This window comes from Polaromonas sp. P1_E1_2 (genome assembly GCF_056406035.1).
Genome location: NZ_JBFUAZ010000050.1, coordinates 1 through 12,797 on the forward strand (window position 1 = coordinate 1; position 12,797 = coordinate 12,797).

A 12,797-nucleotide genomic window follows, 5' to 3' on the forward strand; every position below is an offset into this window, starting at 1 on the left:
GAGCAAGGCGCCCGTCCTGCTGACGGGGCCCACGGGTGCGGRCAAGTCGATGCTGGCGCGGCGAATCTTCGAGCTCAAAAAGTCGCGCCACCAGGTCAGCGGCAGCTTTGTCGACGTGAACTGCGCGACGCTGCACGGCGACGGTGCGGGCTCCACGCTGTTCGGCCACAAGAAGGGGGCGTTCACCGGGGCGGCCAATGACCGTCCCGGCTTGCTGCGCACCGCCGACAAGGGCGTGCTGTTTCTCGACGAGATTGGCGAGCTGGGCCTGGACGAGCAGGCCATGCTGCTCAAGGCCGTGGAAGAAAAACGCTTCCTGCCCGTAGGCGCCGACAAAGAAGTCGAAAGCAGCTTCCAGCTGATCGCCGGTACCAACAAGGACTTGCGTCTGGAAGTCGCCCGCGGGCGCTTCCGCGAGGACCTTTTTGCGCGTATCAATCTGTGGACTTACACCCTGCCCGGCCTCAGCCAGCGCCGGGAGGATATCGAGCCCAACATGGACCACCAGCTCACGCTCGCATCCGAGGATCTGGGCAGGAAAACCCGCATGACCGCTGAAGCCCGCGCAGCCTACCTGCGATTTGCACAATCGGGCGAGGCCATCTGGGCTGGCAATTTTCGCGACTTGAGYGCATCCATCACCCGCCTTGCCACGCTGGGTGACAACGGCCGCATCGGCGCAAGCCTGGTGGAGGCCGAGATCGCGCGACTACGCTGGCAATGGCAGGCCACAGAACAGGAAGCTAGCGGCGGCGCTGCCTCACTCGCCGAATTAATGGGAGGCGCCGCGGACACACTCGATTATTTTGAACAGCTACAGCTTCAGGCCGTGATTGAGGTCTGCCGCAAAAGCGCCTCCCTCAGCGACGCCGGGCGGGCGCTCTTCAATGTATCGCGCACCCAGCGCAGCGTAGTGAATGATGCGGACAGGCTGCGCAAATATCTGCTGAAATTTGACCTGACCTGGGAGAAGCTGTCGACCTGAACCCGGGTACAAACCCGAAACACAAGGCCAGGCAGCCCTATTCGCTCATCACCACCAGCACCTGCGCGTCGCTGCGGCCCAGCGAAAGGTAGATGTGGCCCACGCCGCTGTCGAAATAGGCCGACTCATGGCGCGCCACTTCGATGATTTCGCCGGTCTCGAACTCGATGCGCACCCGGCCCGACAGAACGATCACGAACTCCTGCCCTGCGTGGCGGATAAAGTCGGGGAACTGGCTGCGGCTGCGCGCCACGATGCGGCCGTGCATCGGCGTCATGCGCTTGCCCGGAAAGCCGGCGGCCAGCGCGCCGTAGTCATAGTTGCCCGAGCTGTAGGCCGGCGCACCGCCTGCTTCGGACCAGACCACCACCGGCTTTGCAGCGCCAGGGGCCGGCGCCGCGGCTCGCGCGTCCAGCAGCTGTCCCACGTCCAGCGACAGCGCCCGCGCTACGGCGGCCAGCTTTTCATAGCTGACCGAAATCTGGCCCAGCTCCATCTTGGACAGCGTGGACAGTGCCACGCCGGAACGGCCGGACAGGTCCTTGAGCGTCAGCCGCCGCGCCTTGCGGTGCCCGCGCAGGCTCAGGCCGAGCCGCACCCGGTCCGCCTCGGGGGCGGCGGCAGGGTTGCGGGCGGGGCGTGCAGGCATGGTGTTTTCCCTTTTTTCGAAAAATCCCGGTAAATGGGCTGGACAGGCATGATTCTCGCATGTGAGAATTCTCAAATGAGAGAATTTGACATCCTTATCTTCGGCGCCGGCATTGCGGGCGCATCTTTGGCCTGGCGCCTGGCCGGGCAACGCAGCGTTGCGCTCGTCGAACGTGAATCCCAGCCGGGGTTTCACTCCACCGGCCGGTCGGCGGCCATGTTCATGGAAACCTACGGCCCGCCCATGGTGCGGGCGCTGACGCGTGCGAGCCGCGGGTTTTACGAACGGCCGCCGGAAGGGTTTCACCCGGCACTGATACAGCCCCGGGGCGTGCTTTACCTTGCCACGCACGGCCAGGAAGAAGAACTGGCGCACACCCGCCAGGAACTGTCCGCAAGCTGCCCCGGCCTGGTGACGCTGGACGCCGGCACCACGCTGGCCCATGTACCCTGCCTGCGGCCCGATGTGGTGCACGGCGCGCTGTACGACGCAGGCGCGCAGGACATGGATGTGCATGCACTGCACCAGGGCTTTCTGCGCGGCTTTCGCCAGAAGGCCGGTGCCGACGGAGAGCTGCGAACCGCCGCCACACTGACACAGGCCACGCATGACGGACAGCGCTGGACCCTGCAATTCAGCGACGGCGAGACGCTGCGCGCCAAAACCGTGGTGAATGCCGCAGGCGCCTGGGCTGACGAGCTGGCCGCCATGTTCGGCGCGCAGCCCATCGGTCTGGTGCCGCACCGGCGCAGCGCCTTTACCTTCAAGGCGCCCGAGGGCATGGACACCTCACACTGGCCCGCCGTGGTGGGTGTGGATGAAAGCTACTACTTCAAGCCCGATGCCGGGCAGCTGCTGGGCTCACCCGCCAATGCGGACCCGACGGTTCCGCACGACGTGGTTCCTGAAGAGCTGGACATTGCCATGGGTATTCACCAGATCGAAAGTGTGTCGACACTGACGATTCGCCGCCCTTCCAGCACGTGGGCCGGCCTGCGCTCTTTTGTACCCGACGGGGAAATGGTGATTGGCCATGACAACGCCTGCCCCGGTTTTTTCTGGCTCGCAGCGCAGGGCGGCTACGGCATCCAGAGCGCGGCAGGTGCAAGTGCGCTGGCCGATGCGCTGATCCGCCAGGCGGCGCTGCCTGAAGAGCTGCACCAGCAAGGCGTTGATGCGTCCAGGCTGTCACCTGCCCGGTTGCGTTAAACCTTGAGCCAACCCCCTTCGAATCACTCCTTTCCGATTGATCAAATTTTCAACGAGGCCTACCATGCACCACATGTCTTTCAAAGCAATGCGCCGCACGCTGATCGCCAGCGCCTTCTTTTCCTGCGGGCTTGCCGCCATGGTTGGACCCGCCCATGCCGCCGATTTTCCTGAGCGTCCGGTGACGCTGGTCGCGCCCTTCCCTGCCGGCGGTGCGGCCGACGTGCTGGCGCGTATCCTGGGCAAGACCCTGGGTGACCAATTGGGCCAACCCGTGGTGGTCGAAAACAAGCCGGGCGCCGGCACCGCCATAGGTGCGGCTGCGGTAGCCAACGCCAAGCCCGACGGCTATACCCTGCTCGTGAGCTCCAACTCCACCTTCACGCTGAACCCGGCGCTGCAACCCAAGCTGTCTTATGACCCGGCCAAGGGCTTTGACGCGATAGGCATGGTGGGCTCGGTGGCGCTGGCCATGCTGGTGAATCCGTCGGTCACGGCCACCGACGTGCACCAGTTCGTCGCGGCGGCCAAGGCCAATCCGGACAAATACCTGTACGGCAGCTTCGGCAATGGCACCAGCTCCAACTTCGCCGGCGCGATGTTCAATACGGCCACGGGCCTGAAGATGACGCATGTGCCCTACAAGGGCTCCGGCCCCCTGATGACCGATCTGATCGGCGGCCAGATCCCGGTGTCTTTCGACACCGTGGTCGCTGCATCGCAGCAACTCAAGTCCGGCAAGATCCGCGTGCTGGCCGTGGCCATGAACAAGCGCTCGGCCCTGCTGCCCAATGTGCCGACCATGGCCGAGGCCGGCTACCCGGCCGTCGACATGAACGCCTGGCTGGCCGTGGTGGCGCCCAAGGGCTTGCCGGTGCCCGTCAAGGCACGGCTGGAAAAGGCCCTGGCCACGGTGATGGCCAGCACCGAAACCCTGGACAAACTCAAGGCGGCGGGTTTCGAGCCCGGCTACGCCGCCATCCCCGACTGGTCCGGCATGGTGACGGCGGAAATTGCGCGCATGAAGGCACTGGCCGAACGCTCCCAGATCAAAACAGATTGAACAAGACATCGATATGCCCTCCACCCTGCCAGACATCTCCGCCGTCGAACTCCGTAGCCTGATCGCCAGCCGCGAGGTATCGCCGGTGGAGCTGATGGACGCCTGCATAGACCGCATCGAACGCCTCAACCCCGCCATCAACGCGATCTGCGCGACCGACTTCACGCGTGCGCGCGAGGGTGCACGCGAAGCCGAAGCGCAAGTGATGCGCGGCGCACCGCTGGGCCCTTTGCACGGACTGCCGCTGGGGGTGAAGGATCTGCAGGACACCGCGGGCCTGCTCACCACCTACGGCAACATAGGACTTCGCGGCAACGTGCCGGCCAAAGACAACGCGCTGGTGGCCAAACTGCGCGCGGCGGGCGCCATCGTCACGGCCAAGACCAACGTGCCCGACATGGGTGCCGGCGCCAACTCACGCAACCCGGTGTGGGGCGCGACGGGCAACCCGTTCAACCCCACGCTCAACGCCGGCGGTTCTTCCGGCGGCTCGGCGGCGGCGCTGGCAGCCGGCATGCTGCCGATCTGCACCGGCTCCGACACCGGCGGCTCGCTGCGTATTCCGGCTTCGCTCTGCGGCGTGGTCGGCCTGCGGCCTTCGCCCGGACTGGTGGCCAACGATGCCCGGCCACTGGGCTGGTCCGTCATCTCCGTACTCGGCCCSATGGGGCGCAACGTGGCCGATACGGCGCTGCTGTTTGCAGCCAGCGTAGGCGCGAACSCACGCGACCCGCTTTCCTACCCGGTGGATGCCTCCACATTCTGGCCCTTGAAGCAGGTGGACCTTTCCACCTTGCGTGTGGGCACCACGGAAGACTTTGGCATGTGCATCGTGGACCCGGAAATCCGGCGCGTGTTCCGCCAGCGCGTGGAAGCCATCCGGCCGCTGGTAGCGAGCTGCGAGCCGATAGACCTTGAGCTGGGCGATGCCGACCGCGCCTTTGACACGCTGCGCGCAGAAAGTTTTGTCGCGGCATTCGCTGACACCTACCGCAACGCGCCCGAAACGCTGGGCCCGAATGTACGCGCCAACATGGAAATCGCAGCCGCCATCACCCTGGCGGACCGCGCCTGGGCGCACCTGGAACAAACACGCATTTCGCGCCGCTTTGCCAAAGCTTTCGAGCAGTACGACATCATCCTGGCGCCCGTCACGCCGGTCACGCCCTTCCCCTGGACAGAGCTGTATGCCGGCAACATCGACGGCCAGGCCATGCGCAACTACTACCACTGGCTGGGCCTGACCTATGTGGTGACCCTGGCCACCAACCCGGCGCTGGCGTTGCCCTGCGGCAAGGACGAACACGGCATGCCTTTCGGGCTGCAGGTGATTGGACGGCTGCACGCCGATGCGCAACTGCTGGCCGCATGCCAGGCGCTGGAACAGGTCTTTGAAGCCAGCGATACCTTGCGCAGGCCGCAACCCGATTTGCAAACTTTGCAGACGGCACGGCCGGAACTCAAATCCATCGTCACGCATCCGCCCGAGATCAGCGCGGCGCCCGGCACGGGTGGTTTGACGGCCGTGTGAGGTTTTTTCCCTGTTTTATTTACCAAACAGGCCCGAAACGCAGGCAGAACCTGCGCAAGTAGCTACAAAATCAATAGCGCCCGGAAGTCATTGACGTTGGTATGTGTGGGCCCGGGAATGACCAGGCCACCCAGCGGCTCGAAGTAGCCGTAGGCGTCGTTGCGGTCCAGGTACTGGTCCAGCTTCATGCCTTTGGCCAGTGCGCACTGCAGCGTGTCGGGCGCCACATAGGCACCCGCGTWGTCCTCCACGCCATCAATGCCGTCGGTGTCAGCTGCCAGCGCATACACACCCGGCTGGCCCTGCAGGGCCAAGGCCAGGCCCATGCAGAATTCGCCGGCACGGCCTCCGCGGCCGCGGGGTGTGCCTTCTGCTTGCTTGCGGACGGTCACTGTGGTTTCCCCGCCGCTCAGGATCACGCAGGGCTTGCTGAAGGGCTGCCCCTTCAATGCCACGGCACGGGCAAGCGCCGCATGCACCTTGCCGACCTCGCGGGATTCACCTTCCATCTCGTCGCTCAGGATGTGCGCCTGCAAGCCGGCTGCGCGCGCCACAGCGGCGGCAGCCTCCAGGCTTTGCTGCGGCGTGGCAATCATATGCACCTCATGGCCTTTGAAGACCGCATCGCCCGGCTTGGGCGTTTCGAGTGCGCCCTGCTCCAGCAGGCTCATGATGGCGCCGGGCACTTCAATGCCGTAGCGCTGCAGGATGGCCACCGCCTCGGCGCAACTGGTGGCGTCAGGCACAGTAGGGCCGCTGGCGATGATGGACGGATCGTCTCCCGGCACGTCGCTGATGGTCAGCGTCACCACACGCGCCGGCGCGCAGGCTGCGGCCAGGCGGCCGCCCTTGATGCGCGAGAGATGTTTGCGCACGCAGTTCATCTCGGAAATATTGGCGCCGCTGTTGAGCAGCGCCTTGTTGATACGCTGCTTGTCTTCCAGCGTCAAGCCTTCGGCCGGCAAGGTCAGCAACGCCGAGCCGCCCCCCGAGATCAGGCACAGCACCAGGTCGTTTTTGCCCAGCCCCTGCACCATGGCCAGGATGCGCTGTGCAGCTTCCAGCCCTGCCGCGTCCGGCACCGGGTGCGCGGCTTCGACAACCTCGATGCGCTGTTTCAGCCCTTCGGGGCGCGGCGGAATGTGGTGGTAGCGGGTCACGACCAGGCCTTCAAGCGGTGCGTCGGCGGGCCACAGTGCCTCCACCGCCTGCGCCATGGAACCGCCGGCCTTGCCCGCACCGATCACGATGGTGCGGCCGCCGCTTTCGGGGGTGGGCGGTTTGGGCAGGTAGCGTGCGGTGTTCTCAAGCGGCAGCGCGCGCGCAACGGCGGCGGCGTACAGGTGCTCGAGGAACTGGCGCGGCTGGGTGGCGGCGTCCGGGATGGGCGTGCCGGGGGTAGGTGTCTTGGCTGCAGTCATTGAAATGTCTCCACCCCGGATTGTGCCGTGGTAACCGGGCAGTAACCCGGAAACGCGGGATGGTTTGGGATTTCGCCGGAAAGGCAGTTTCCTAGAATGAGCCATCATCCACCGAAGCAGAAAGAAGAGTCTCATGAACGCCTACCTGGCCCTGGGCATCGCCATCGTTGCCGAAGTCATTGCCACCACGGCACTCAAGTCCAGCGACAGTTTCACGCGCCTGGTGCCCTCGTTGATCAGCATCGCGGGTTATGGCACCGCGCTGTATCTCCTCACGGTGACGATGAAGTCCATCCCCACCGGCGTGACCTACGCCATATGGTCGGGCCTGGGCATTGTGCTGATCAGCATCACCAGTTTCTTCGTTCACCAGCAGAAGATTGACCTCTGGGGCATGGTGGGGATGGCGCTCATCATTGCCGGCGTGGTGGTGTTGAACCTTCTTTCCAACACCACCAGCCTTCACTGAGGCCCCCGTCTTGCGGCCCTGACAGGACTCTCATCTCACGGCAAAGATCCGGCATTGGAGTTGAAGCCATAACCGACCGGCGCCGGGAGCTACTTTTTCCCCAGGCCCAGGCGCTTCGCACCTTCGGTGTAGATACGGATGCGCTCCTTCATGAATCCGTCCATCTGGTCCAGGCCCACGTTGACGAGCTCAAAGCCATTTTTGGCGGCGAGTTCCTTCATCTCGGGGTCGTTGTTCAGCACGGCCCACATGTCCGACAGCCGCTTGCGCGCTTCCAGCGGGGTGGACTTGGGCACGCCAATGCCGCGGTAGGCGCCGTCCACCCAGTCCACACCAAGCTCCCTGAAGGTAGGCACGTCGGGCATCATCGGGTGGCGCTTTTCCATGGCGACTGCCAGCGGGCGCACCCTGCCCTTGTTGCCGATGGCAAACGGCGTGTAGGTCATCGCACCGTCGACCTGCGAGCCGATCACGGCCATCGTCATGTCGCCCGTCCCCTTGTAGGGCACGTAGGTGCTCTTGACGCCGAAAGCCGCGTTGAGCCGCTCATGCGCCGCATGGTTGGCGGAGTTCAGCCCCGAGCCGCCCAGGTTCAGCTTGCCGGGGTCTTTTTTGGCTGCGGCGATGAAGTCCGCAAACGTTTTGATAGGGCTTTTCTCGGGCACCACCAGCACGTCGGGGGTGTAGTGGAACCAGAACACCGGCACGATGTCGGCAGTTTTGTACTGCACCTCGCCCTCGATGGGCTGGAACACGATGTGCGGCAGGTTGATGCCCACTACATTGAGGCCGTCGCCCGGCAGGTTGTTCATCTGGCCCCACATCAGGCCGCCGCCGGCGCCCGCCTTGTACTGGATGATGGTGTCGACGGCCGGGCATTTTTTCTTGAGCACGACCTGCTGGTGGCGCGCCGACAGGTCCGACTCACCACCCGGTGGAAAGGCCTGCCAGTACAGCACGTTCCTGTCGGGGCACACCACACCCGCTGCGGGCGCGGCAGTCTGCGCCATGGCGGCGGGCACTGCGGCCATGCAGAAAATGCCCATCCACTTTTTCACTTCAACTTTCATGGTGTGTCTCCTGAATGTTTCTGAAGCGGAAAACTCGCCGGCATGCGTAGCCTGGTTGCACCGGCTTTCACTGAAAGGCTCAAGCGGCCTGCAGTAGTCGCTGCCTGCCGACCTCTGCACAGACGGCCTCGGTGACCTGCGCCGTTGTGGCGCTGCCGCCCAGGTCGCGCGTGTGCAGCGCAGCGCTGGCGGTCGCCTTTTCGATTGCGGCCATCAACACCGCGGCCGCACCGGTTTCGCCCAGGTGCTCCAGCAGCATGACACAACTCCAGAAAGTGCCAATAGGGTTCGCCAGGCCTTTTCCCATGATGTCAAAGGCCGAGCCGTGAATCGGCTCGAACATGCTCGGGTAGCGGCGCTCGGGGTCGATATTGCCCGTCGGTGCAATGCCCAGGCTGCCGGCCAGCGCGGCCGCCAGGTCGCTCAGGATATCGGCATGCAGGTTGGTGGCGACCACGGTATCGAGCGAAGCGGGGCGGTTGACCATGCGGGCCGTGCAGGCGTCGACCAGTTCCTTGTCCCAGGTCACGTCCGGAAACTCCCGGCTGATCTGCAGCGCGATCTCGTCCCACATCACCATGGCATGGCGCTGGGCGTTGGACTTGGTGACCACGGTCAGCAGCTTGCGCGGGCGGGACTGGGCGAGCCTGAAGGCAAAGCGCATGATGCGCTCGACGCCGGCGCGGGTCATCATCGACACATCGGTGGCCACTTCGATCGGGTGGCCCTGGTGGGCGCGCCCGCCCACACCTGAATACTCGCCTTCGGAGTTCTCGCGCACGATCACCCAGTTGAGCTGCTCCGGTGTGCAGCGCTTGAGCGGCGCGTCGATGCCGGGCAGGATGCGCGTGGGCCGCACATTGGCGTACTGGTCAAAGCCCTGGCAAATTTTGAGGCGCAAGCCCCAAAGCGTGATGTGGTCGGGAATGTGCGGGTCGCCGGCCGAGCCGAACAGGATGGCGTCCTTGTCGCGCAGCGCGTCCAGGCCGTCCTCCGGCATCATCATGCCGTGCCGGCGATAGTAGTCGCCGCCCCAATCAAAAGCACTGAAGCTGAAAGCGAAATTCTTTTGTGCCGCGGCCAGTGCCTGCAGCACCTGCTGGCCGGCCGGTACGACTTCCTTGCCGATGCCGTCGCCGGGGATGCAGGCGATCTTGTAGGTCTTCATGTTGGTTCCTCAGTTTTCTCGGTTGTGATCTGTTCACTGTATCGGTTGGCAMAGACAATAAAACCCCCTAAAGTAAGATTACTGTTAACCACAGGTTACGAATGATTCCAGTCAACACAGCCCCCTCGGAGATGGCTTTTTTCAGCCTGCTGGCGCGCTACGGCAGCCTGTCGGCCACGGCGCGCGAGCTCGGCGTCAGCACAGCTGCCATCAGCAAGCGGCTCGCGCAGATGGAGGCCAGGCTGGGGGTGCAGTTGCTGAGCCGCACCACACGGCGCGCCAGCCTCACGCAGGAAGGCGAGATTTACCTTACGCACGCGCGCCGCATCCTTGCCGACATTGACGACATGGAGCAGCAGGTGTCCAGTGCCGTGGCGGCGCCCAAGGGCCTGCTGCGCGTGAACGCCACCATAGGCTTCGGCCGCAACCATGTGGCGCCGCTGATCTCGCGTTTCGTGAAAGCCCATCCCGGGGTAGAAGTGCAGTTGCAGCTCACGGTCAATCCGCCGCCGCTGACTGAAGACGCCTTCGATGTTTGTGTCCGTTTCGGTGAACCGCCGGACGCCCGCGTGATCGCGCGGTTGATCGCACCGAATCGCCGCCTGCTCTGCGCCTCACCGGCCTATCTGGCCCGCCACGGCACGCCCAGGGTGCCGCATGACCTGGCGCAGCACAACTGCATCGGCATACGCCAGGGTGACGAGGCCTACGGCATGTGGCGCCTGGCTTCCGGCAAGCACACGCAGGCCATCAAGGTGCACGGCAACCTCAGCACCAGCGACGGCGAGATTGCGGTGAACTGGGCCCTCGACGGCCACGGAATTTTGATGCGCGCCGAATGGGACATCGCCAAATACCTGCGCAGCGGCCGGCTGGTGCAGGTGCTGGAGAACTACCGCACACCGGCAGCCGACATCCATGCGGTGTACCCGGCCCGGCATCAGCATTCGGTGCGGGTCAGGGCTTTTGTGGATTTCCTGGCCCAGCATTTCAGCAAGCCGTCCACACGCGCCGCAGGGCTGGCCGGCAACTGGTAAGGCTTGCCCGGCTTACTCGGCTTACTCCGTTTTGGCGCCCGCATCGAACCACTGCCTGATCGCCTGCCGCTCAGTCTCCGTGATGCCCGTGGCATTGTTCATGGGCATCAGCCGCGTGACCACCGCCTGCTGGTAGACCTGCGTCGCGTGGCGCGCCAATGCTTCGGGTGAGTCAAGCCGCACGTTTTTCATCTGCACCTGTGCACCGTGGCACAGGTAGCAGCGCTGGGCCATGATGGCCTGCACTTGTTGAAAGCTATTTTGGCCTGCAGCGCCCACTGGTTGTGCGCCACCAGCTACTGAATTGATAGCGCCCACAGCGGCAGGAGGTTTCATCCAGACGATCACGGCGGCGATGACAGCCACGCCCACCAGCGCATACGGCAACGGGTGCCGGTTGCGGCCCAGTTTGTAGCCGTGGCGCAGCACAAAAAACTGGCGGATGGCCGCGCCGACCAGCATCATCAGGATCAGCACCAGCCAGTTCTGCGGGTGGCTCCAGGTAAAGCTGTAGTGGTTGCTGAGCATGGCAAACAACACCGGCAGCGTGAAGTAGGTGTTGTGCACGCTGCGCTGCTTGCCGCGCTGGCCGTGCACCGCATCGACCGGCTCGCCGGCCTTGATGGCGGCGACGACCTTGCGCTGGCCGGGGATGATCCAGAAGAACACGTTGGCGCTCATGGCGGTGGCCATCATGGCGCCTACCAGCAAAAAGGCCGCGCGCCCGGCAAACCAGTGGCAGGCCAGCCAGGAGGCTGCGCACACCAGCACCGCGACCAACGCGCCGACGATGGCATCTCCGCTTTTCTTGCGCCCGAACAGCTGGCAGATGCCGTCGTACAGCATCCAGAAAATTACAAAGAAGGACAGCGCCACCGCACCGGCCGCGCCGGGCGACCAGTTCATCAGCGATTTGTCGACAAGGTAGGTGCCGGCGTTCCACAAATAGGAGATCGTGAACAGCGCAAAGCCCGACAGCCAGGTGCTGTAGCTTTCCCAGTAAAACCAGTGCAGGTGCGCCGGCAGTTGCGGCGGCTTGACAGCGAATTTGACGGGGTGGTAAAAACCGCCGCCGTGCAYGGCCCAGAGCTCGCCGCTCACGCCCTGCTTTTTGAGGTCTTCGTCCTCGGGCGGCGTGAGGCTGCTGTCGAGAAAGACAAAATAAAACGAGGAACCCACCCAGGCGATGGCGGTGATGACATGGACCCAGCGCAGCAGCAGGTTGGCCCAGTCGAGAAGGTAGTTTTCCATATCTCTCAACCTATGCAGCACGCGAGGGCGCTGCCTTGTGCAACCTGCTCACCACTGCGGGCGCTGTAAGCAGAAACAAGGCCGCGAACAAAAGAAGCTGGCGCTAACTTGAAGTTAGCTCCGGCTTCCCGGCTCCGCTGCGGCCTGACGCACCAAGTTTATAGAGTTTGGCTTCAGCTCCGAAAAATTTCTGCGCCGCGCTCAACCCGCGTTGATGGTTTGCAACAGCTGGGCCGCTACCGCCACGGCGATGACTTCCGGCTCCTTGCCAGTAATGCCGGGCACGCCGATGGGGCACGTCACTTGCGCCAGCTCGCTCGCGGCGAAGCCCCGGGCTTCCAGGCGGTGGCGGAATGCCGCCCATTTGGTCTTGCTGCCGATCAAGCCGATGTAGGGTAAATCGGATTTCTCGCGCTGGCGCAGCAGGCAGGCAGCCACGATGTCGAGGTCTTCCGCATGGCTGAAGCTCATGATGAGCACGCGGGACTGCGGCGCCAGGCCAGGCACGGCGGCTTGTACGGGATCGGAATGTTCGGCCACCACGCGCGGCGGCACGCTGGCGGGGAACACGCCGTCGCGGCTGTCTATCCAGCTGAGTGAAAACGGCAAGGGGGCGAGCACCCGCACCAGCGCGTGGCCGACGTGGCCGCCGCCGAACAGCGCCACCGGCGTCAACTCGGCCTGGCCCAATCGCACGGCTAGCGCCGGTGTGTCGCCCGCGCTGACGCATTCAAAGCGAAGCTCCACCACGCCGCCACAGCATTGGCCCAGCGACGGGCCCAGTGCCACGCGCAACGTTGTCGCCTGACGCCCCTGGGCGCCATCCGCGAGCAGCGCACGCGCCCTGGCGATGGCGTCGTATTCCAGGTGGCCGCCGCCTATCGTGCCCACCAGCGCATCGGGAAAGACCGCCATCCAGGTTCCCGCCTCGCGCGGCACCGAAC

The 12,797-nt window shown here is 64.5% G+C and carries 11 protein-coding genes and 1 pseudogene; 6 read left to right on the top strand and 6 right to left on the bottom strand.

Going from position 1 to position 12,797, the window contains the following annotated elements:
- Positions 1-49: 49 nt before the first annotated feature.
- Positions 50-406 (top strand): annotated as a pseudogene (locus AC1D1P_RS04725) (sigma 54-interacting transcriptional regulator); the annotation flags it as partial.
- 616 nt (positions 407-1,022) lie between these two features.
- Here the strand turns inward: AC1D1P_RS04725 and AC1D1P_RS04730 are convergent.
- The gene (locus tag AC1D1P_RS04730) at positions 1,023-1,634 is read right to left on the bottom strand and encodes a helix-turn-helix domain-containing protein (RefSeq protein WP_477668138.1); all 612 of its coding nucleotides are present in this window, start codon (positions 1,632-1,634) and stop codon (positions 1,023-1,025) included.
- Positions 1,635-1,709: 75 nt separating this feature from the next.
- Between AC1D1P_RS04730 and AC1D1P_RS04735 the strand changes: the two genes are divergently transcribed.
- The 3 genes from AC1D1P_RS04735 to AC1D1P_RS04745 all read left to right on the top strand — a co-directional run bounded on the left by AC1D1P_RS04735 (position 1,710) and on the right by AC1D1P_RS04745 (position 5,437).
- Positions 1,710-2,843, top strand: a complete 1,134-nt coding sequence (locus tag AC1D1P_RS04735; protein ID WP_477672235.1) for an NAD(P)/FAD-dependent oxidoreductase — start codon at positions 1,710-1,712, stop codon at positions 2,841-2,843.
- A 64-nt stretch (positions 2,844-2,907) separates the two neighbouring features.
- Entirely contained in the window at positions 2,908-3,906 is a 999-nt protein-coding gene (locus AC1D1P_RS04740) for a Bug family tripartite tricarboxylate transporter substrate binding protein (protein WP_477672236.1), read from the top strand.
- A 13-nt stretch (positions 3,907-3,919) separates the two neighbouring features.
- A complete protein-coding gene (locus AC1D1P_RS04745; protein ID WP_477672237.1) occupies positions 3,920-5,437 on the top strand; it encodes an amidase in 1,518 nt (505 codons plus the stop codon).
- A 62-nt stretch (positions 5,438-5,499) separates the two neighbouring features.
- Here the strand turns inward: AC1D1P_RS04745 and AC1D1P_RS04750 are convergent, their stop codons facing one another.
- Positions 5,500-6,858 (bottom strand): glycerate kinase type-2 family protein, encoded by a 1,359-nt coding sequence (locus AC1D1P_RS04750; protein ID WP_477672238.1) that lies wholly within the window; start codon positions 6,856-6,858, stop codon positions 5,500-5,502.
- Between the two features lie 133 nt (positions 6,859-6,991).
- Here AC1D1P_RS04750 and AC1D1P_RS04755 point away from each other — a divergent pair, with 133 nt between their 5' ends.
- A complete protein-coding gene (locus AC1D1P_RS04755) occupies positions 6,992-7,327 on the top strand; it encodes a DMT family transporter (RefSeq protein ID WP_457279830.1) in 336 nt (111 codons plus the stop codon).
- 89 nt (positions 7,328-7,416) lie between these two features.
- On the opposite strand, the gene AC1D1P_RS04760 is transcribed toward AC1D1P_RS04755, so the two are convergent.
- Positions 7,417-8,397 (bottom strand): tripartite tricarboxylate transporter substrate binding protein, encoded by a 981-nt coding sequence (locus AC1D1P_RS04760; protein WP_477672239.1) that lies wholly within the window; start codon positions 8,395-8,397, stop codon positions 7,417-7,419.
- 79 nt (positions 8,398-8,476) lie between these two features.
- A complete protein-coding gene (locus tag AC1D1P_RS04765; RefSeq protein WP_477672240.1) occupies positions 8,477-9,565 on the bottom strand; it encodes a tartrate dehydrogenase in 1,089 nt (362 codons plus the stop codon).
- A 101-nt stretch (positions 9,566-9,666) separates the two neighbouring features.
- On the opposite strand from AC1D1P_RS04765, the gene AC1D1P_RS04770 reads away from it, so the two are divergent.
- Positions 9,667-10,602: a LysR family transcriptional regulator gene (locus AC1D1P_RS04770; protein ID WP_477672241.1), complete on the top strand. Its 936-nt coding sequence runs from the start codon at positions 9,667-9,669 to the stop codon at positions 10,600-10,602.
- A gap of 21 nt (positions 10,603-10,623) precedes the next feature.
- On the opposite strand, the gene AC1D1P_RS04775 is transcribed toward AC1D1P_RS04770, so the two are convergent.
- Together AC1D1P_RS04775 and xdhC are read right to left on the bottom strand one after the other, a co-directional pair.
- Positions 10,624-11,853 (bottom strand): urate hydroxylase PuuD, encoded by a 1,230-nt coding sequence (locus AC1D1P_RS04775; RefSeq protein WP_477672242.1) that lies wholly within the window; start codon positions 11,851-11,853, stop codon positions 10,624-10,626.
- 201 nt (positions 11,854-12,054) lie between these two features.
- A partial coding sequence (gene xdhC / locus AC1D1P_RS04780) for a xanthine dehydrogenase accessory protein XdhC (protein ID WP_477672243.1) occupies positions 12,055-12,797 on the bottom strand: 743 nt, incomplete at its 5' end.

Excerpts from the sequence above, each read along its gene's own strand:
- AC1D1P_RS04730 (WP_477668138.1), bottom strand. The coding sequence starts at position 1,634 with ATGCCTGCACGCCCCGCCCGCAACCCTGCCGCCGCCCCCGAGGCGGAC.
- AC1D1P_RS04735 (WP_477672235.1), top strand. The coding sequence starts at position 1,710 with ATGAGAGAATTTGACATCCTTATCTTCGGCGCCGGCATTGCGGGCGCA.
- AC1D1P_RS04740 (WP_477672236.1), top strand. The coding sequence starts at position 2,908 with ATGCACCACATGTCTTTCAAAGCAATGCGCCGCACGCTGATCGCCAGC.
- AC1D1P_RS04755 (WP_457279830.1), top strand. The coding sequence starts at position 6,992 with ATGAACGCCTACCTGGCCCTGGGCATCGCCATCGTTGCCGAAGTCATT.
- AC1D1P_RS04760 (WP_477672239.1), bottom strand. The coding sequence starts at position 8,397 with ATGAAAGTTGAAGTGAAAAAGTGGATGGGCATTTTCTGCATGGCCGCA.
- AC1D1P_RS04765 (WP_477672240.1), bottom strand. The coding sequence starts at position 9,565 with ATGAAGACCTACAAGATCGCCTGCATCCCCGGCGACGGCATCGGCAAG.
- AC1D1P_RS04770 (WP_477672241.1), top strand. The coding sequence starts at position 9,667 with ATGATTCCAGTCAACACAGCCCCCTCGGAGATGGCTTTTTTCAGCCTG.